Annotated in this window: 23 protein-coding genes; 10 read left to right on the top strand and 13 right to left on the bottom strand. The window is 33.0% G+C overall.

What is annotated here, in order from left to right; all coding sequences use genetic code 11:
- Position 1 precedes the first annotated feature (1 nt).
- The 6 genes from ATE84_RS04735 to ATE84_RS04710 all read right to left on the bottom strand — a co-directional run bounded on the left by ATE84_RS04735 (position 2) and on the right by ATE84_RS04710 (position 6,609).
- Complete coding sequence (locus ATE84_RS04735) at positions 2-340, bottom strand: hypothetical protein (RefSeq protein WP_101446245.1); 339 nt, start codon at positions 338-340, stop codon at positions 2-4.
- Between the two features lie 52 nt (positions 341-392).
- On the bottom strand, positions 393-1,094 hold the full coding sequence (locus tag ATE84_RS04730) for a CoA transferase subunit A (RefSeq protein ID WP_101446243.1): 702 nt from the start codon (positions 1,092-1,094) through the stop codon (positions 393-395).
- A 103-nt stretch (positions 1,095-1,197) separates the two neighbouring features.
- Positions 1,198-3,528, bottom strand: coding sequence for a penicillin-binding protein 1A (locus tag ATE84_RS04725; RefSeq protein WP_101446241.1), 2,331 nt, complete (start codon positions 3,526-3,528; stop codon positions 1,198-1,200).
- A gap of 141 nt (positions 3,529-3,669) precedes the next feature.
- The gene (locus ATE84_RS04720) at positions 3,670-4,161 is read right to left on the bottom strand and encodes a gliding motility lipoprotein GldH (protein WP_101446239.1); all 492 of its coding nucleotides are present in this window, start codon (positions 4,159-4,161) and stop codon (positions 3,670-3,672) included.
- The gene (locus ATE84_RS04715; protein ID WP_101446237.1) at positions 4,148-5,416 is read right to left on the bottom strand and encodes a regulatory iron-sulfur-containing complex subunit RicT; all 1,269 of its coding nucleotides are present in this window, start codon (positions 5,414-5,416) and stop codon (positions 4,148-4,150) included. The genes ATE84_RS04720 and ATE84_RS04715 overlap by 14 nt, the downstream gene beginning before the upstream one ends.
- 161 nt (positions 5,417-5,577) lie before the next feature.
- Positions 5,578-6,609 (bottom strand): rhodanese-related sulfurtransferase, encoded by a 1,032-nt coding sequence (locus tag ATE84_RS04710; protein ID WP_101446235.1) that lies wholly within the window; start codon positions 6,607-6,609, stop codon positions 5,578-5,580.
- Between the two features lie 284 nt (positions 6,610-6,893).
- Here ATE84_RS04710 and ATE84_RS26050 point away from each other — a divergent pair, with 284 nt between their 5' ends.
- The 5 genes from ATE84_RS26050 to ATE84_RS04690 all read left to right on the top strand — a co-directional run bounded on the left by ATE84_RS26050 (position 6,894) and on the right by ATE84_RS04690 (position 11,264).
- Positions 6,894-7,058: a hypothetical protein gene (locus tag ATE84_RS26050; RefSeq protein ID WP_158237177.1), complete on the top strand. Its 165-nt coding sequence runs from the start codon at positions 6,894-6,896 to the stop codon at positions 7,056-7,058.
- A gap of 448 nt (positions 7,059-7,506) precedes the next feature.
- A complete protein-coding gene (gene recA / locus ATE84_RS04705; protein WP_101450835.1) occupies positions 7,507-8,514 on the top strand; it encodes a recombinase RecA in 1,008 nt (335 codons plus the stop codon).
- A 128-nt stretch (positions 8,515-8,642) separates the two neighbouring features.
- Complete coding sequence (locus ATE84_RS04700; protein WP_101446233.1) at positions 8,643-9,059, top strand: lipoprotein; 417 nt, start codon at positions 8,643-8,645, stop codon at positions 9,057-9,059.
- Positions 9,060-9,111: 52 nt separating this feature from the next.
- Entirely contained in the window at positions 9,112-9,663 is a 552-nt protein-coding gene (locus ATE84_RS04695) for an RNA polymerase sigma factor (protein ID WP_101446231.1), read from the top strand.
- Positions 9,660-11,264: an outer membrane beta-barrel protein gene (locus ATE84_RS04690; protein ID WP_101446229.1), complete on the top strand. Its 1,605-nt coding sequence runs from the start codon at positions 9,660-9,662 to the stop codon at positions 11,262-11,264. Before ATE84_RS04695 ends, ATE84_RS04690 begins: the two co-directional genes overlap by 4 nt.
- Positions 11,265-11,512: 248 nt before the next feature.
- On the opposite strand, the gene ATE84_RS04685 is transcribed toward ATE84_RS04690, so the two are convergent.
- Together ATE84_RS04685 and ATE84_RS04680 are read right to left on the bottom strand one after the other, a co-directional pair.
- Complete coding sequence (locus ATE84_RS04685; RefSeq protein WP_101446227.1) at positions 11,513-11,911, bottom strand: hypothetical protein; 399 nt, start codon at positions 11,909-11,911, stop codon at positions 11,513-11,515.
- Between the two features lie 388 nt (positions 11,912-12,299).
- On the bottom strand, positions 12,300-13,040 hold the full coding sequence (locus ATE84_RS04680; protein ID WP_101446225.1) for a 1-acyl-sn-glycerol-3-phosphate acyltransferase: 741 nt from the start codon (positions 13,038-13,040) through the stop codon (positions 12,300-12,302).
- 213 nt (positions 13,041-13,253) lie between these two features.
- Between ATE84_RS04680 and trpS the strand changes: the two genes are divergently transcribed.
- Together trpS and ATE84_RS04670 are read left to right on the top strand one after the other, a co-directional pair.
- Positions 13,254-14,222: a tryptophan--tRNA ligase gene (trpS, locus tag ATE84_RS04675; protein ID WP_101446223.1), complete on the top strand. Its 969-nt coding sequence runs from the start codon at positions 13,254-13,256 to the stop codon at positions 14,220-14,222.
- Positions 14,223-14,237: 15 nt separating this feature from the next.
- Positions 14,238-14,609 (top strand): hypothetical protein, encoded by a 372-nt coding sequence (locus ATE84_RS04670; RefSeq protein WP_101446221.1) that lies wholly within the window; start codon positions 14,238-14,240, stop codon positions 14,607-14,609.
- Between the two features lie 123 nt (positions 14,610-14,732).
- Here ATE84_RS04670 and ATE84_RS04665 read toward each other — a convergent pair whose 3' ends face one another.
- Both ATE84_RS04665 and ATE84_RS04660 read right to left on the bottom strand, forming a co-directional pair.
- Positions 14,733-15,374: a hypothetical protein gene (locus ATE84_RS04665; protein ID WP_101446219.1), complete on the bottom strand. Its 642-nt coding sequence runs from the start codon at positions 15,372-15,374 to the stop codon at positions 14,733-14,735.
- A 454-nt stretch (positions 15,375-15,828) separates the two neighbouring features.
- Positions 15,829-16,116 carry a helix-turn-helix domain-containing protein gene (locus ATE84_RS04660; RefSeq protein WP_101446217.1) on the bottom strand — a complete coding sequence of 96 codons (288 nt, stop codon included), beginning with the start codon at positions 16,114-16,116 and terminating at the stop codon, positions 15,829-15,831.
- 64 nt (positions 16,117-16,180) lie between these two features.
- Between ATE84_RS04660 and ATE84_RS26045 the strand changes: the two genes are divergently transcribed.
- The 3 genes from ATE84_RS26045 (at position 16,181) to ATE84_RS04655 (ending at position 17,724) form a co-directional block, all read left to right on the top strand.
- Positions 16,181-16,318, top strand: a complete 138-nt coding sequence (locus tag ATE84_RS26045) for a hypothetical protein (protein WP_158237176.1) — start codon at positions 16,181-16,183, stop codon at positions 16,316-16,318.
- Between the two features lie 24 nt (positions 16,319-16,342).
- Complete coding sequence (locus ATE84_RS26040) at positions 16,343-16,495, top strand: hypothetical protein (protein WP_158237175.1); 153 nt, start codon at positions 16,343-16,345, stop codon at positions 16,493-16,495.
- A 122-nt stretch (positions 16,496-16,617) separates the two neighbouring features.
- Positions 16,618-17,724, top strand: coding sequence for a DNA alkylation repair protein (locus tag ATE84_RS04655; protein WP_101446216.1), 1,107 nt, complete (start codon positions 16,618-16,620; stop codon positions 17,722-17,724).
- Between the two features lie 222 nt (positions 17,725-17,946).
- On the opposite strand, the gene ATE84_RS04650 is transcribed toward ATE84_RS04655, so the two are convergent.
- The 3 genes from ATE84_RS04650 to ATE84_RS04640 form a co-directional block, all read right to left on the bottom strand.
- Entirely contained in the window at positions 17,947-19,506 is a 1,560-nt protein-coding gene (locus ATE84_RS04650) for a cadherin repeat domain-containing protein (protein WP_143273575.1), read from the bottom strand.
- 236 nt (positions 19,507-19,742) lie between these two features.
- Positions 19,743-20,150: a hypothetical protein gene (locus ATE84_RS04645; protein ID WP_101446212.1), complete on the bottom strand. Its 408-nt coding sequence runs from the start codon at positions 20,148-20,150 to the stop codon at positions 19,743-19,745.
- The gene (locus ATE84_RS04640; protein WP_101446210.1) at positions 20,143-20,532 is read right to left on the bottom strand and encodes a hypothetical protein; all 390 of its coding nucleotides are present in this window, start codon (positions 20,530-20,532) and stop codon (positions 20,143-20,145) included. The genes ATE84_RS04645 and ATE84_RS04640 overlap by 8 nt, the downstream gene beginning before the upstream one ends.
- Between the last annotated feature and the right edge of the window lie 7 nt (positions 20,533-20,539).

Genomic DNA, 20,539 nt, shown 5'->3' with positions numbered 1-20,539 from the left:
ATTATTTTCTTCTAATCTTATATGAATTAAAATGATTGGTTGACTTACTTTCCTGAACCCATACTAATAATGGTATTGAGATCACAGCCAAAGCTATAAGACCATAAAAGCTTAAAAGAACAACAGCAACTACTGCACTTATTATAAGCGCAAAAAGTATTTTCTTATTATCAACAACTGCATCTATCCTATTGATATGTTTTTTGTCTTCTTTACTACAATAATTACAAGTAACCTGAACCTCATCACCAACTTTCATTTGTAGTTCACCCCTAGTTGCAGTTACTGGTTTAAATTTATTTTGAATCTTACATTGAGAACAGGTAAACTCTAATTTCATACAATTAATTTAAATAAATTCTTTTATCTTTTTAACTGGATCTAAAAGGAGATTATTCTTTTTTTCGTACTGTACGTTGTTCTATTCTTTTTTCATAGCTTTCTCCCTGAAATATCCGTTGTACAAATATGCCAGGAATATGAATGTGATTAGGGTCCAGAGTTCCTGCAGGTACTAATTCTTCAACTTCGGCAACAGTTATTTTTGCGGCACCACACATACATGGGTTAAAATTTCTTGCTGTTCCTTTAAAAATCAAATTTCCGGCTTCATCTCCTTTCCAGGCCTTCACAAACGCAAAATCAGCTTTAAACGCATGTTCTAGCACATACATTTTACCATCAAATTCACGAGTTTCTTTTCCTTCGGCCACTTCGGTACCATAACCTGCCGGGGTATAAATTGCAGGAAAACCACCTTGAGCTGCACGACATCGTTCTGCCAACGTTCCTTGTGGAATAAGTTCGACATCCAATTCGCCACTAAGCATTTGACGTTCGAATTCATCATTTTCTCCTACATAGGAAGAAATCATTTTTTTGATTTGTTTTTTTTGAAGCAAAAGCCCTAATCCAAAATCATCAACTCCTGCATTATTAGATATACAGGTAAGACCTTTGATATTTGATTTTACAAGATGTGCAATACTATTTTCAGGAATACCACATAGGCCAAACCCTCCAAGCATAAAGGTCATATCATCTTTGATACCAACCAGAGCTTCGGTAATATTGGGTACCGTTTTACGAATCATAATGTTCTAATTTTAGCAGACTAAAAGTACTAAAAAAAACAGTACTACATCGTTTGAGATCTGATAGTTTTACGAATATTTTTGTCGCTAAATAAAAGTCATCTTATAGACTGAATTCGTCTATATTTTCATCTTGAATAGTATTTCTTTTAAAGGCATTACAATCTACTTCGATAGATAAATTTTCTGGCCTCGGAAAAGCCTTTGTAGAAATTTTTAATGTTTTATCTGCATAGCATTTTTTCATAAATAACCCCCAAACAGGTAATGCCATTGTAGCTCCTTGACCAAATGTAGTCGTTCTAAAGTGGGTTGCTCTATCATCTCCTCCAACCCAAACTCCTGTACAAAGATTAGGAACAATACCCATAAACCAACCATCACTTTGATTTTGTGTTGTTCCGGTTTTTCCTGCTATAGGATTTGTAAACTTATACGGGTGGCCAGTGACTACATTTTTTATATCATATCTCGATGAAGGCCCTGTACGTAAACGAACTCCAGAACCAGATTGCGTAACACCTTCCATTAAGTTAATAGTAACATAAGCCGCTTCCTTACTTATCACATCACGTGTCTCGGGAACAAATTGAAATAAAACGGTTCCATTTTTATCTTCAACACTAGTAATGGTTACCGGTTTGGTATATATCCCCTGATTAGCAAATGTACTATAGGCTCCTACCATTTCTGACAATTTCAAATCTACCGATCCTAATGCTATAGAAGCCACCTCAAGAATGTCTGATTTCACTCCAGTTTTCTTTGCAAGACGCACAATCGGCTCTGGCCCTATCCTATCCATTAAACGCGCAGAGATTGTATTTACAGATTTGGCTAATGCTTCTTTAAGACTCATATATCCAGTATAGTCTGCATCACTATTTTTTGGTGTCCAGTCATTATCGATTACACCATGAGAACCAGCCGGGATAGTTATTTGAGATTTTGGTATGGTATCACAAGGTGAGAGTTTAAGTTGATCGATTGCTGTAGCATATACAAAAGGTTTAAATGTAGATCCCACCTGGCGTGCTCCCTGATATACATGATCATACTGAAAATGCTTATAGTTTACTCCTCCAACCCAAGCTCTAACATGACCTGTTTGTGGCTCCATAGACATTAATCCTGAGCGTAAAAACTTTTTATAATATAAGATAGAATCTTTAGGAGTCATTATGGTGTCTATTTCTCCTTTCCAACTAAAAATGCTCATCTCTGCCTTTTCATCAAAAGATTTTCTTATTTCTTTTTCACTTTTACCTTGGCTAAGCATTTTTTTCCATCTGGCAGATGATTTAATACTTCGATTAAGTATTCTTTCTACTTCAGCTTTTGTTAAATCTCTAAAAGGACTGGTTTTATTATCTTTTTCTTGCTTATCAAATTCTTTCTGAAGGTTAGCCATATGCTCCTGCACTGCTTCTTCAGCATATTTTTGCATACGAGAATCTATGGTTACATTAATTCGTAACCCATCTCTATAGATATCGAAATATTCGGGTTCGCCTTCTGCATTTTCTCCTTTAGGATTCTCTTTTACCCATTTAGACATCCAGCTTCTAACATATTCTCTAAAATAAGTTGCTGTTCCATCATTATGGCCTTCTGGAGAGTAATCTAGTTTAAGCGGTAATTGTTTTAAACTATCTCTTTGTTTTTCTGTGATGTACTCATATTTTTCCATCTGATTAAGAACTACATCTCTTCTATTTTTCACCATTTCTGGTCTACGCAGTGGATTATACAATGATGAATTTTTTAGCATCCCTACCAATACAGCTGCTTCTTCTACATTAAGATCTTTTGGATTTTTCCCGAAGTAAATTCGCGATGCAGAACTTATCCCGATTGCCTGATTAAGAAAGTCATATTTATTAAGGTACATCGTTACAATTTCTTTCTTGGTATATTGTCTTTCTAAACGAGTTGCTATTACCCATTCCTGAATTTTTTGCAGATACCGCTCAAGTTTATTCTTTGATCCTCCTGTAAACAATTGCTTTGCCAACTGCTGTGATATGGTACTTGCTCCTCCTCTGGTTCCTAAAAAAACAAAAGCCCTTAAGGTTCCTCTGGCATCAATCCCCGAGTGATCATAATATCTCGCATCTTCTGTTGCTACCAAAGCATCAACCAAATGTTGTGGTAGATCTTCATAACTTACGGGAGTACGATTTTCTTTAAAAAAGGTTCCTATTTGCACCCCATCTGAAGAAATTATCTGGGTAGCAAGGTCATTTTGCGGGTTTTCTAGCTCTTCGAATTTAGGCATTTCTCCATAAACGCCCCAACTAGCCAGAAGAAATAGCAAGGTTATCAAAAACACTCCAGATCCAAATAGTATCCAAAATCCTTTTATGTATTTTAGGGTACTAATTGCTGGAGTTTTTGCTCTTTTTTTTGTTGATTTTGCCTTTGCCTTTGCCATATCTCAGCTATTTAAATCTATTTTATTCAAGTCTAGAGGGAATATTCTCCTTTTTGTCGATACTTCCTAATCTAGCCTTTCTCTATATGTTTTGATGATGTTTTTTATGCCCGTCTATGAGCAAATAATCTATTCTAATTTTTAAGGATTTTGAGCATTTTCTATCCTAAATCCAATATCTGTAATTCCTTCTAATGATGATATTCCATTTACTTCGCCATTTTTACGCATAGCATGCTGTAAGGTTATCGAATAACTTCCTTCTTCTTTAAAACTTACATTTTCTTTATACCACAACTTATTTTCTTTCAGATCAGAAAAACCTGTACCTAACCATTGCCCATCAGGAGCTGCCATACGATATTCTATTGTATCTGTAACAACTTTACCATTTGGAAAATTCATTTCACTAATTAAAAACAAATTACTGTACTTATATTCATTATTGTTACGAACATTAATAAATAAATTGTACGATTTTGAAGCATCGAGTTCAGGAAGTGTAAAACTTACTTTCTCATCCATCTCCCATGCATTAGCTACGGTGTGGTATGTATCAAAAACCTGATTGTCATCACATGAAACAATACTAATTACAATACACACTACTAAAAAAAGCCTAAGTTTTATCATTATTCCTATTACGAGACTTCCGTTTTTTATTACGTTGATTATTTGATTTGTTTGTATTGTTGGAATTCCCTTCTTTTGTTTTGTTTGAAGCTGTTGTTTGTTTTTCTGAAGGCTTCTTATTCTTACTTTTTCTTTTATTGCGATTTCTTCTCTTACTACGTTTTGGCTGATCAAATCTCGTTAAACTATCCTGTCCTACAACGTTCTCAAAATCTGTTTTAGTATCTTCTAATAATTCTGAAGCAAAATCTTCTAAGCTTGCTACTTTTTCATTGTTTTTGTTTGTAGTAATAATTTCATTAACATCCTCTGTCGATATTCTATGCCAATTCATCCATTCACCTTCATAGGCGTACCACAACAACCCTTTAAATATATCTATTTTTTGACATACAGCTGTTCCTTTCTCTGTTTGAAGCTTTATGTCTGTTTTAGGAAAATTATTAAGCGCATCGATATATGCATCCAATTCGTAATTAAGACAACATTTTAGTTTTCCGCATTGACCGGCCAACTTTTGTGGATTTAAAGATAATTGTTGATACCTTGCTGCACTGGTATTTACTGATCTAAAATCGGTAAGCCAGGTAGAACAGCAAAGCTCACGCCCACAGGATCCTATACCTCCTAATCTTGCAGCTTCTTGCCTGAAACCTACTTGTCGCATTTCTATACGCGTACTAAATTCGTGAGCAAACTCCTTTATCAATTGCCTAAAATCTACTCTTTCTTCTGCCGTATAATAAAAAGTAGCTTTTGATCCATCTCCTTGAAATTCGATATCAGAAATTTTCATTTGCAACTCTAATCTAATTGCAATTTCACGAGCACGTACCTTCATGACTTCCTCTCTGTCACGCGCTTTCTGCCATATATCAATATCTTTTTGAGATGCTTTTCGGTAGACTTTTTTTATTTCTTCACTATCCAATTCTACCTTCTTTTTTTTCATTTGGATACGAACTAACTCCCCAGTAAGGGTTACAATTCCTACATCGTGACCAGGAGAAGATTCTGTTGCAACAATATCTCCAATGCTTAAAGAAAGATTTTCTGTATTTTTAAAGAAGTTTTTTCTACCATTCTTAAATCGTATTTCAACATAAGAAAAAGGCAGTGATCCACTGGGAAGTGACATATTGGATAACCAATCAAAAACTGTTAATTTATTGCAACCATCTGTACCACAGGTACCATTATTCTTACAACCTTTCGGCTGCCCGTCTTTTGCGGAGGAACAACTGTTACACCCCATATTTTTTATCTATATTGAAATTTGTCTGCGATCATAATCGCAACAAATATGGTTCTTACTAAAGTTAGAAACTTACTCTTCCTAACATATTAATCGTTAAAGATACTATGAAATGGTATAAAAAAAAACTATCTGCCACAGTATCTTTACCTTTTTGGATATTACTTCTTGTATTTTAATGCTTCAGAACGACCTTTTTTAAAGATCTTATTACTATTCCCTTTACCTTTTCGCAATGCTTTTTGTTCTTCAAATGACAACCTATTAATTTCCATACATTCTGTAGAGCAACAGTTTTCTAGTTCTGCTGCACAATTCTCACACTGTATAAACAATAGATGACATGCTTCGTTCTCACAATTTACGTGAACATCACACGAGGCACCACATTGATGACAATTAGCTATTATATCACCAGAAATACGTTCTGCTCTTCTATGATCAAAAACAAAATTTTTACCCAGGAATTTATTTTCTAAGCCTTGAGCTTCTACTTGTCTCGCATATTCTATAATACCTCCTTCTAATTGAAATACATTTTTAAATCCTTTATGCTTATAATATGCACTAGCCTTCTCACAACGTATACCCCCGGTACAATACATTACTAGTTTTTTATCCTCTTTATGATCTTTAAGATCTTCTTCGATAATATCCAACGAGTCTCTAAAAGTATCTACATCTGGTGTAACAGCTCCTTTAAAATGACCAATTTCACTTTCATAATGATTACGCATATCAACCAGTACAGTATCTGGATCTTCGATAAGTTCATTAAATACAGAAGCATCAACATGAACTCCTTTGTTGGTTACATCAAATGTGGTATCATTTAATCCATCTGCCACAATTTTTTTACGAACTTTTACTTTTAGCTTTAAAAAAGATTTTGCGTCTTGCTCTCGTGCAATATTGAGGCGTACATTTTCAAGAAAAGAAATACTATCCAGGTGTTTTTTAAAAGCTTCAAAATTTGGTGCCGGAACAGATAATTGCCCGTTTATACCTTCTTTGGCTACATAAATACGCCCCAAAACCTCGAGTTCGTCCCAATGAATAAAAAGGTGATTTCTAAAAATTTGTGGATTACCAATATGTGCATATGCATAGAAAGATAGCGTAAGTCGGTCTGTACCGGCCTCATCTATAAGAGCTGCTCTCTCTTTTGCACTTAATTTGTTGTACAGTTGCATGCTATACTTACGTTTTAAGTTAAAAAGAAACTATTTTTTTTGCAAAAGTACAAATCGTAAAGTAATATCCAAAAACTCTTATTTGTGTTTTTAACAAAAAAAGGATTTTACCCTATTCACTACTATCAAAATATTATTTTTTTGTTAAAAAAATCCAGTCCTGAAAAATGAAACTCGCAACCTATACTTTTATCTGAAGTAATTCATCTTTTCGCGAAAGATAGACACAAACCTTGAGTGTCATTAAATGTTCAAGGAACATAAATTCTTTAAAAAAAATTATAATGAATAGCTTAAAAAATCTAATGGGTGCAATAGTGCTTGACAAAAGACAACAACAGATCATTAATGGTGGATATTTTACCGGAAGCGGTAATTGTGATGATTATTCTGCAATTCCATTATGCAAACCTAGAGATACAGATAATTCAGATAATGCAAATCAATAAATTCTAATTTCTGAGTATAAAAAATGCCTTGAAATAAGTTTCAAGGCATTTTTTGGGCTAATTCGTTATTAAATAATTTAACGATTAAAAAATATAATAACGAAGCTAGCCACCTTCTACTATACAATTACTAATTTTAGTAATTGTGCAGCCATCAAGATTATGTCTTACGACCTTTTTAAGAAATTTCATTTCTCTCCTTCCTTCTGCTTTTGTTCATGTTTGCTTTTTATGTAGATGCTATAAAAACAAAAAGGTTGCGCTATATCAATCAAAAAAACAGTTAACCTGATGTTTAACAACTGCTTAAAACTCTAAAGTTTTAGATAAAACACGGACATTCGTTGTTAATAACGATTTTAGAATCCATATCCCAACTACAAAAAGAAATAGTACTTTAGCAAAAAGTTTATTATCAATGTCAAATCCCGATATATTTGAACAACAAATGAGTACAGAGAAAGACGCAAAATTAAAAGCATTAAAACTTACCCTTGATAAATTAGATAAAGCCTACGGAAAAGGAACTGTAATGAAAATGAGTGACAGTTCTGTACAGGAAGTAGATGTAATCCCTACAGGTTCTCTTGGTTTAGACCTTGCATTAGGTGTTGGTGGGTATCCCAGAGGAAGAGTCGTTGAAATTTATGGGCCAGAATCTTCTGGTAAAACAACACTTACTCTGCATGCTATCGCCCAGGCACAAAAAGCTGGTGGTATTGCAGCATTTATTGACGCAGAACATGCTTTTGATCGTTTTTATGCAGAAAAACTAGGTGTAGATATAGACAATTTGATTATTTCTCAACCAGATCACGGTGAGCAGGCCCTAGAAATTACTGATAATCTAATCAGATCTGGAGCTATTGATATTATTGTTATTGATTCTGTGGCAGCACTTACACCTAAAAGTGAAATCGAAGGTGAAATGGGGGATTCTAAAATGGGTCTTCATGCTCGATTAATGTCTCAGGCACTTCGAAAATTAACCAGCTCAATTAGTAAAACCAATTGTACCGTAATTTTTATTAACCAGCTTCGTGAAAAAATTGGAGTAATGTTTGGAAATCCTGAAACGACTACTGGTGGTAATGCTTTAAAATTTTATGCTTCGGTACGTTTAGATATTCGTCGTTCTACACAGATCAAAAATAGTAATAGTGAAGTACAAGGAAACAAAACACGGGTTAAAGTAGTAAAAAACAAAGTAGCTCCGCCTTTTAGAACTGCAGAATTTGATATCATGTATGGAGAGGGTATTTCTAAAAATGGAGAAATCATTGATATTGGTGTAGACTACGAGATTGTCAAGAAAAGTGGCTCTTGGTTTAGCTATCAAGATACCAAATTAGGACAAGGACGAGATGCGGTGAAATCTTTACTTAATGATAATCCAGAACTTATGGAAGAACTTGAACAAAAAATCAAGGAAGCCATAAAAATTGCAAAAGAATAAAACTTTCTTAATAAAAATACTAAAATCCCGAAGCTTCGGGATTTTTTTATACCTTAAAAGCAACCTTATCTACATTAGAGCATCTACCTAATGGATAGGTTATATGATCTTTCAAAAACCCCAAGAAAATGAGAAGGATAAAAATAGTTTTAACATTTTTTCTTGTAGTCATCTTGACTGGATGTTCTGATGACGACAATGGAACAAGTTTCTTTTATGAATTAGCTACCGTACAGGAAGCTTCACTACCCAATCAGTTTAATCGAGGAGAAATCTATACAATTACTGTGTCTTATTTTAGATCAACAGATTGTCATTCTTTTGCAGGATTTGATTACGACAAACTAGGAAATGAACGAACAGTATCTGTGGTCAATCTAGTAGTTAATCAAGGTAATTGTAAAGATTTAGAAACGACAGATCTAGTCGAAGTATCTTTTGATTTTATTGTAGGAAATGAAGATTCTTACACCTTTAGGTTCTGGCAAGGAAGAGACGAAAATGGAGATAATCAATTTTTAACTGTAGAAGTACCTGTTTTATAAATTAAACCTGTTTTTATGTATTATAAAGCAGGTAAACTAAAAATAATTGTTAGTGGGTTTAGACCAACTCATAAAAAGATGTAAAAAAAAGAATGCTCTGGCGCAAGAACAATTGTATAGATTGTTCAGCAGCAAGTTGTTTTCGATTTGCTTAAAATATTCTAGTGATGCTTCGAGTGCAGAAGACACCTTACAAGATGCTTTTATAACCATTTTTGATAAAATTGGTCAATATAAAAACCAAGGTTCTTTTGAAGGATGGATAAAACGAGTAACGATTAATACAGCATTACAGAAATATCGAAAACAAAAAGTTTTTGATATCATTAATGAAGAGCAGATTGAAGAAGTTGAAGTTGAAGTCGATGAAGAAGAAATTTCACTGGATTATCTTTTAGAAATTATACAACAACTACCTGATCGGTATCGATTAGTATTTAATCTATATGTATTAGATGGTTATTCTCATAAAGAAGTTGCAGAAATGTTAGAGATATCTGTTGGGACTTCTAAATCTAATCTGGCGAGGGCAAGAAATATTTTAAAAGAAAAATTACAAACCAATCAAGAGCTTTATGTTCGATCAATTGAAGAACGAAGATGAAAGATAAAAAAAATATAGATCGTTTATTTCAGGAAAAATTCAAGGATTTTGAAGTCATTCCTGATGAAATAGTATGGGAAAAAATAAAAGCACGTCAAAATAAAAACAAAAAAAGAGTTTTTTTGATTCCATTTTGGTACAGAGTTGCAGGTGTTGCAGCATTAATTACACTTATATTCGGTATATCTTTTTTACCACTAAATAATAACGTTCAACAACAAAATAATACAATCACTGATTCTGATACTCAACATATAATTGAACAGAAGAAAACAGCACCTGATAAAAAGACTAACCCTCCTAAAGAAAATGTCATAGTAACTTCAGAAGAAAAAGAAACTAACCCTGTTGACCAAAAAACAAAAAGCACTAATCCAGATCAAGACAATGATGCTGGTCAACATAACTATTTTGAGCCTTCTGTTACAAAAGAAAATGCTGTTGCTAAGACCCTGAAACAGGTACCATCACAACCTAAAAATGGTAGTGAATTAGACCCTGCCTCCCATTCTGGAACTAAAAATCGAATCGTAAATCATACCACAACAAATAATAGCAGAACAGCACAAACTCCTTTTAAGCAAAAAGAGGATCCTATTATTACTCAAGAAAACACAATTGAGAAAACTACTATTGCTAATCAACAGAATAAAAAATCTACTCCAGAAAAAGAACATCCTCTTTTTACAACACCTAAGGAGAAAGATAATACGAATACTCAAGGCTTAGCAGAAAAGAGTAATGATAACGATATAAAGAACAAAATTCCTGAAGAAGATGTTGAAAACCTAGATGATAATGGTAAGAAATCCATTTTTGACGTTATAAACAAAGAAGAGGAAGAAGAAATAGCTGAAGAATCCACATCAACAAAAAAATGGAATGTTGCTCCTAATGTTGCTCCCGTATATTATAGTTCTATAGGAAATGGATCTTCGATCGATTCTCAATTTGCAGATAATAACAAGAACGGGCAAGTAAATATGAGTTATGGTGTACATGTTTCTTATGCTATAAATAAAAGGTTTAGTGTACGTTCTGGAGTAAATAAGGTAGATCTTAGTTATAACACCGAAGGTGTTGGTTTTTCTCCTTCGGCAGTAGGTCAAAACCTAGAAAATGTAAACTATAACTCTACCGCTGGAGCCATTTTGATTTCTGACATCGGAAACGTAAGAAATACTGATATTGGGGCTGAGTTTTCAGATATTAACAGAAATGCGATAAATCAAAAACAAAATGCAGGATTACTTAATCAGAGTATTGCCTATTTAGAAGTTCCGTTAGAAATGAAATATGCCTTGGTTGATAAAAAAATTGGAGTGAATATGATTGGTGGTATAAGTACATTATTCTTGCAGGATAATGAAATCTCTATAGAGGCTGGTGACTTTGAAACTCCTATAGGTGAAGCCAGTAATCTTAATGATGTGAGTTTTAGTGGTAATATAGGACTGGGTGTCGATTATAAAATATCAGATCAATTTGAGATTAACCTTGAACCTATTTTTAAATATCAGTTTAATGCATTTAATGATAATGCTAATAATTTTAAACCCTACTATTTTGGGGTATATACTGGAGTAAGTATCAAATTTTAAGAGATATAAAGATTTTTAGTTGGTTCGGTAATTATTGCTATAAAACTCAGGTTAAAGCAATGATGAACAAAGCCGTTTCTGGGGAGAAACGGCTTTAGCTTTTTACAAGATAAGAACCAAATTCTAATGTCTTCAAAATAAGACCTCTTGTTTCTTCTTTTAGTTCTTTTTAATAAGCTCACAATCCACGTCACAACCGGAAAAGACATTTCTTTATTTCTAATGGTTTAAGCTCTTTCATGTCTATTTTATTCATTTTCTTTTAAAAGTCTTCTGTGTTCTTGTGATATCTTAGACAAAATCTCGATTATGTTTTTTAATTTTAGACCATACTTAGACGATCGTAAATGTTTATCTGTGATTTTGTTTAATAATTTAGATTCATTTTTAACCCTTTTAATTAAGTCTTTATCGGTTAAGACAATATTCAACACGGTAATCGAGTCTTGTGCTCGTGTAAAATCCTCTATGTTCTTTTCGTAAACACTCATTGATTTATTATTAAATTCTAAAGGAACTGAAGTGCCTAATAAAACTGAAGTAATCCTTTTTGTGCCTCCTACCTGTTTAGTTTGAGCAACAACAAAGTTTAAGGAGCATAATAATAGAAGGGTTGCTATTGGTTTTAAGAGGCTGGCTTTTTTCATAATATTTGTGTTAGGTAATAACTATACTAAAATAAAAAAACAAGACATAAATATTTAGTATTAAGGAAAATCTTTCATATTCAATCCGGCATGCCGTCTTTTTTCCATTGTTTTATTTCTTCCAAAACAAGATTGATTATGGGGTCTGCCTTCTTAAGTATCTTCTCGTTTTGTTTTAAAATCTCCTTTTTTATCACAAGGAATAAAAAAACTGCCCCTATTTTTATGTAAAAAGTAAGCCTCTATACTACCCAAACTCTTGTTTCAACAAGAATGTCCTTAACTAGGTTTTCAAAGTTCATAATTACGCTTTTGTTTTTTTAGCTTATTTTCTTACAACAGCAAATATTCTTCCCGTCTATATGGAGAAACGGCTTTCTATTTTTTATCATGTGTGATCTGTTTTCAATTTTTTTAAAATAAGATCACGTATTGTTTCTTTCAACTCCTTTTTATGCTCTTGTGTTAATCCTTTGGTAGGAACCTCTTTAAGAACACGGGCTCTCATAATCCCTGGACTTCCACTAAAAAAAGTATATGAAAATCGTTTTTTATTATCTAGAAATGCTAATGGCACTATAGGGATTTGGTGGTCTATCGCTAACCTGAAGGCTCCATCTTTAAATTCATCTAAAATAACAGATTCATCATCAGGAACTCCTCCTTCGGGAAAAATACAAATACTTGTGCCATCATGTAACCTTGCTTGTGCTCGATCAAATACTTCTTTTCGGCTTCGCTGGCTACTACGATCTACCAATATACAAGTACGTTTATAGAAAAATCCAAAAACCGGAATTTTTGCCAATTCTTTTTTTCCTACAAATACAAAAGGGTTTTTTACCGAATATAACATTAGCATGATGTCTGTCATAGAAGTATGATTAGCTACAAACATGTAACTCTTTTTACGATCTGGTTCTGCTTCTTTGGTCATCCTTGGTAAAAAACCTGACCCATACAACACAATTTTTGCCCAAAACCTAGCAACTACAAAAAACTGTGGATACCATTCTTCTCTAGACGAAAACACCAATAATAAAGGAAACATAATAAGTATAGGAACACCCATAACGATATAAAACCAAATGCGCCATAGCAGGATAAGTATATTTCTTAGTATATGCATCTCCCCAAAAATACACAATTGGTTTGAGCTATGTGAACAAAAAAATTACCTTTGCCGAAAATAGTACCGTTATATACTTAAAAGTATGAAGTAAATAGAAGGTAGTTCATGATACTAAAATCTGTGAATTAAATACAGGATTAAATTTTAGAAATTAAAAGGTGCTTAACCCAAACTTAAGACTTAAACTATAATAAAAGATAATATATCACCATGTCCAGAATTCTAACAGGAATACAGAGTACAGGCACTCCGCATTTAGGAAACCTACTGGGAGCAATCATTCCGGCAATCCAAATGGCCAATGAACCAGAAAACGAATCATTCTTATTTATTGCTAATATGCATTCGCTTACACAAATCAAGGATGCCAATACATTACGAGAAAACACCTATTCTACTGCTGCTGCCTGGTTAGCTTTTGGATTGGATATAGAAAAGACAGTTTTTTATCGACAAAGTGATATCCCACAAGTAACAGAATTGTCCTGGTACTTAAGTTGTTTTTTTCCGTATCAACGACTAACGCTTGCACATTCGTTTAAGGATAAAGCAGATCGTCTTGAGGATGTAAATGCCGGATTATTTACATACCCTATGCTTATGGCAGCTGATATCCTGCTCTATGATGCAGAAATTATTCCTGTGGGAAAAGATCAATTACAGCATCTTGAAATGACTCGTGACGTAGCTTCGCGAATGCACAATCAAGTGGGTGAAATGTTTGTAATACCCGAAGCCCAGGTACAAAAAGAAACCATGTATGTACCAGGGACTGATGGTGGCAAGATGAGTAAATCAAAAGGAAACATCATTAACCTGTTTTTGCCAGATAAGAAACTACGTAAACAGATCATGTCTATTGCTACTGATAGCACTCCGCTAGAAGAACCAAAAGATCCGGATACCTGCAATTTATTTGCCTTATATAAGCTTATTGCTACTGTAGAACAACAAGAGGAAATGCGTAAGAATTATCAAGGTGGAAACTACGGATACGGTCATGCAAAGCAAGCTTTTTATGAATTATTGATTGAAAAATTTGCTACAGAACGCGAACGCTATGCCTATTATATGGATAACCTTAATGAAGTAGACGAAGCTCTGGCAATCGGAGCCAAAAAAGCTACTGCTATTGCCGATACTGTACTAGCAAGAGTTAGAGAGAAAGTAGGGTATTAGATGTAAGAAATTATTATGGAATTTCTATTCGAAATTACATATGACTTTTTAAAATTTCTTGAAAAACTTACTGGTTTTTCCTACAAGGAGATCAATATTATTATTTGGTTTTTCTTAATTCCTTTTACCTGGATGTTTCTATTAGATAAGATTGGGGGGAAAAATTATTTTAAAATTGTATTTGTTCTAGTTGTTCTCATTATGCTAATAGCGATTCCGGATTTTGAGAATTTTTCCAATTGGTCATTTGATAGTTCTGTTAGTTTTTTAAATCTTTTCAATAATATCGGGAGTAATTACAAGACTTCTTCTGTTGTGATTTGTTTATTTATTCCAATTTTAATCTACGGTTTACTCATTAGAAATGCATATTTCAAAAAAAGATAATCTCATTTTATATGATAAAAAAATCAATCCAGGCCTATCGAAGAAGCGTTGGGAGTACTAACTTCGACAAACCTGACTTGACAATCGTATGATGGGGATTTTTAATGCGTTAAAATAAGTTCATCATTTTACCTTTAGAATTACATTATAGGTATTATTCTTTTCATTAAATATCAAAGGATATTTCCCTGATTTGATAATATTACCTTCAAGGCCCAATTCTTTGGCAAATGAACAATCCAGGGTAAGGTTTTCTTCTAGATAAAATATATTGGGTTGTGGCATTGGGTCTCCATAGTTAATGTTCATCAGGTGATTTTCTGCATAATATTGTAGTCCCAGAATGCCTTTATTGATCCCAAACGGAAAAAACTGCGATTTGTTCTTGATAGGAAAATCAATATATTCTCTAAGTGAACCAAATACTTCGGGGGTTTTTATTAGTTTATCATAGAGAACCCAAGGGTCTAAAATTTCAATATTACAAGGTATAAATTTGCAAGGATCGATTGATTGAGGAAAACAAATCTCTTCGCGCCCACATTGAAAACTAAGGCGGTCTTGACATCGACCTCCAACTAACCTCCCTTTCGGAATCACAATACAATTTCTATAAGGAGTAAAGAGTTTATTATCTATTTCTCCTACGATTTTCACTTCTTTTACATTCTCTATACTATTTTGTTCTTCTATATTGCTTTCTTGCTCACAAGCCCATAGGGTAATAAGCAACATAACTACAAAACTTAATATTATTTTTTTCATGATCAATATGGTTTTAATAAGAGTTATTACTTTGTTTGGCCCAACATTTTATAATCAATTAATCGAATACTATAAAGTTATAAAGCATTATATCAAGACAATATCAAAGATGTAACGAATCCTAAAAAATATGTAACATCGTAACAAAGGGGGATTTACCCCCTTTTTTAAAAGGGTAAAGAACTAGTTTTAGCCATTATTTTGAGTGAATAATGGTCAAAATACATAACTCATATAAAAAAAATGAATACATCTCATACGGGTTCCCGTAAGAGGTGTAAGAATTTTCGTCGTAATTTAAGATCAGGGAAAAATCTTAAGAATATGTTTAGAAATCATTTAAGTCGAAAATCAGTAGTTTTCTAGAAAGTACATTTTTTAAACAATTTCTTAATTGTGGGATACTGCCTATACCTAGAATAAACATATATAGGTTAGGTTTTTTAACAGCTTACTAATATTTGAATTTAAAAAAGTCAGGGAGAGGGTACTTTAATGCATTGCAGAGCAATCTGATTACTTCGACAGAAGGTCTGGTGTCTGCTTTTTCAATATCAATAATCGTTCGGTAACTAACTCCGGATTTTTCGGCTAATTCTACTAATGTAAATCCAGCGTCTAGCCTTAAACTTCGCAGTCGATTGCCTAATGCTTCTTTGAATTTATCATCCTTAGCCATCCTCAAAAATGACCAATTTCCTGTTAGCAAAAATACAACAGATATCTTTAGTTTGTTAATCATTTGACTATCTGTTACAAATATGCACTATATTGCATATTGTAAAATAGTAAAGATATCTCAAGTTATGACCAAAGAAGAGTTATATCACTATATGTTGGCGTATCAAAAAGAACATCTATTTAGTGAAAAAGACCAAAGCAATTTTATTTCAATATTAAGAACCTTAAAACCTGATAATAACCAAAAAGAAGAAAAAATATGAATAAATAAATAAAAATCAATAGTCATGACAGAGAAAAAATTACACGAACGATTAATGTGTTACAAAAAAAAATATGGTGTAACTCAAGAGATGTTGCAGCATTACAAATGGGCAGTAGAACTACTTAAGCAAAGGCAACTTACAGTTAATAGTAATAGCCAGGAAGAAGGTGTTTAAAATACAGTAATCATAAGGTATTACTATCCAGAATCTACCATTGCCAAATTAATTCAACATAACTGACATACTGTTGTCACACCCCTGTTTTATTTTTGTTTCAAATTAATCCACTATTTATAATGGCAGAATTATTGAAACATGTTTATACTCATGAGTTTTTTGAAAAATTTACAGCGGCTCTTCAAAAAATTGTTCCGGATTTTGATGCTTCATCTTTTTATAAGCAAATTTTTGATGCCGAATGGCAACACAGAGAACTGAAGCAACGAATGCGTCATATTACCATCGTATTGCAACACCATTTATCTCTCGATTATATCAAAAACGTAGATGTTTTATTAAAAGCTATTATACAACTTCAAAAGGATGGTATTAAAGAAAATAGTTTTGAGTATATGTTTCTTCCGGATTTTGTAGAATACTATGGGTTGGATCATTATGATGCTTCTATACTAGCCATCGAAAAAATTACCCAATTCACAAGTTGTGAATTTGCTATTCGCCCTTTTCTTATAAAGCATCCTAAAAAAGGAATCCTACAAATGAAGAAATGGTCACAGCATAAACACCCTATGGTAAGAAGGTTATCGTCTGAAGGTTGTAGACCTCGTTTACCCTGGGCTATGGCGCTTCCATTCTTAAAAACCGATCCAACATCTATCCTCCCTATTCTCGAACATTTAAAAAATGATACATCAGAATCTGTACGAAGAAGTGTTGCTAATAATCTAAATGATATTGCAAAGGACAATCCGGATATTGTTATTGGTCTCGCAAAAGAATGGTACAGAAAATCAAAAGAAACCGATTGGTTGGTAAAACATGGGTGTAGAACCCTTTTGAAACAGGGAAATGCAGAAATCATGAAATTGTTTGGCTTTGGCAATACTCAACATATCAAAATTGATGAATTACAGATTCTTACACCAAAGGTCAAGCTCGGAGGTCTTTTAGAATTCACCTTTCAACTTAATAACACCGGCAATTCTGAATCTAAGCTACGATTAGAATATGGGCTTTATTATCAGAAAGCTAATGGTAGCTTATCTAAAAAAGTTTTTAAAATAAGTGAAAAAATATATCCCGAGAAATCAATAACGATTATTAATAGAAAGCAGTCTTTTAAAATAATTACGACCCGAAAATTTCATACAGGATTACATAAATTATCTATCATTATTAATGGAAATGAGTTTGAAAAACACAATTTTGAACTTGTCATATAAATAGGTTTTTCTTTGATGTTTTTATATAAAACTCATTTGAACTTTTTGTTTTTAAGCGAAAAATTAAGGTTTTGTTCTTTCCAATAAAAAAGAATTAGAGTCTGTTCTAAACAATTTAGAGCAGACTCTAAACTTCTCTTAGAAAAAGAGAATTTAATTACCAGTTGAATTTTAGAAACACTAATTATCTGTGTTATTATAAAATCGAACTCAGATTATTGGTTAACTACCACAATTGACGGAATAACTAGCAGCCGCATCTTTTTTCCAATAGGTATTTGGATCGGTAAGGCTATTTACCTGTATGCAGGTAAGAGAGGGGCTGTTATTGTTTGCTTCTACCTTTGTTAAACTATTATTCTCTCCATTATTCAAATTCAGAGAAGTGAGTCGATTCCCGTAACAATACAATTCAGTTAATGCAGTATTTGTACTTACATCCAAAGTAGTAAGTTTATTGCCACCACAATTCAATATATCTAAGGCAGTATTTTTACTTACATCCAAATCAGTAAGTTGATTGGTGTTACAAGACAATCTAGTTAACGCCCTATTTTTACTTACATCCAAATCAGTAAGTTGATTCTCTCTACAATCCAATCTAATTAAGGCAGTATTTTTACGTACATCCAAAGTAGTAAGTTGATTGATGTAACAATACAATCCAGTTAACGCCCTATTTTTATGTACATCCAAAATAGTAAGTTTATTCCTGTCACAAGACAATACAGTTAAGGCAGTATTTTTACGTACATCCAAATCAGTAAGTCGATTGTCACTACAATTCAATATATCTAAGGCAGTATTTTTACTTACATCCAAAATAGTAAGTCCATTGGTGTAACAATACAATCTAGCTAAGGCAGTATTTTTACGTACATCCAAAGTCCTAAGTTGATTGTTAGCACAATGCAATCTAATTAACCCAGTAAAATATTCAATTCCCGAAAGGTCTGATATATTTTTTCCCCTAACGTCTATCTTTCCAATAACTTGAGCTTCTTCATCAGATATTTCTCCATCGTTATTAGTGTCTATTGTAGGGTTAGTATGCGCTAGTAATGCGTTTTTAAAGTTAGCATCTGCAAATACAATATTCTCTATAACATTATTTATCGTTATTGTTACCCTAGCTTCTTTACGCTGTTTTCCTTTGTTTACCTGTACTGTTGCAGTAAGGGCTGTTCTGGTTTCAAAATTAAATAATGTAGCGTCTTTTACAGTAAGTTTTCCTGTTTTAGCATCTATAGCAAAAGCTCCTGATGGCTCTTCGGCTGTAAGGCTATAGGTTAATTCTCCCGTATCGATAGTGGCTTCTATAGTACCCAATTCCTGATCGATAGTGGGGTTTTCATCTATAGTAGCTTCAAAATCTTGTACTGTAATAACTGCATCATTCACATCGTTTAACGTTACGATGATTTTAGCTTCTTTAGTCAGATCCCCGTTTTTTACCTGTACTATTGCAGTAAGGGTTGTTCTGCTTTCAAAATCAAATAACATCGCATCTTTTACAGTAAGTTTTCCTGTTTTAGAATCTATAACAAAAGCTCCTGTTGGCTCTTCTTTTTTTATAGTATATGCTAAAACACTTCGGTTGGTCGTAGCTTCTATAGCTCCGAGTTCTTGTCCTGTAGCAGGATTCTCATCCATCGTAATTTCAAAATCTTTTACGGTGATCATGGTTGCTTCAACTGGTGCCAGAGTGTCATCATCAGAGCCACACCCAAACATAAGACTAATTGCAAAAATCACACTTCCGGATTTTAATAGTTTAATCATATTGTTCATTCTTTATTTCCTTTAGTTTATTTTATTCGGACAAAATAACTACAATATGATTTCGCCTCTAAATCAATATGGTGTAGTACTCTATTTATTTGGTAAATGAACTATAAAGAAGGGTGAGCTATTATATTTCTATTTCTTACGCTATCATATCTAATTTCAAAATATAGCATGTTCCTGGGTTGGACATTATTTCTGTAGAATCTTTAATTTACTTAATAAGCTTCATTCTATTTTAACTTCCATTTTTTTAAACCACCAATTAGAAATAGTAGACCAATAATTACTGCTACAATAGATTGAATGGTTTCGGATATTGTAGTTGTCTGTTGGCTTATATTATACAACTGTTCTGCTATCCCACGAAAAAGATATATAGAAGCAATTGTATAGGTACCAAATTTTAAGAAAGGAAGTTTTTTGATTTTTTCGCTTGCAGAGAGTCCATAAAACCCAAAAATTAAAAAAATTAGTGCAACAAAAACCGTTAGCAAGTATGGAAGAGAAAAATGAAGTTGAGCAAGTGCTTTCATTTCTTCTAGTACGCCAGTTTTTTCAAACATTTGTTCTGGCCAAATGAGTCCGATTAAATGACCTATACCAATTATTAGATTTATGTATCCACCGATTTTAAGCATTAGTCTTTAATTTTTTGGCTCCAATAATTCCTAATAAACCAATAGGAAGAAGTAAAACCCATTGAGGCGCTAGTACTGATTTATATACACTTGAAAGGATAAAAGCGAATGAAAAAGCGATGTATAAATAGCTTATGAAAGAAACTAACGCGATGTCTACTTTCTTTGTTATACTAAAACCATATTTAAAATAAAGTATTGAAGAAGCAAATAGCATTATAGTAACCATATGCCAAACCCCCAATAGTTCGGTTTTTATTTGTAGATCAGTGTTGCTTTCCATAAAAGGGTTAATCAAATCTAATTGACCTCCAATTAGATGCAGGATTGCAGTAAAAATGTTAATTATACCTGCGATTATCCAATACTTATTTCGCTTCATTACTTAG

Origin of the sequence: Aquimarina sp. MAR_2010_214, assembly GCF_002846555.1 — a bacterium.
In the GTDB taxonomy this organism is placed as follows: Bacteria; Bacteroidota; Bacteroidia; order Flavobacteriales; family Flavobacteriaceae; genus Aquimarina.
This window is presented reverse-complemented; position numbering and strand designations above follow the sequence as displayed.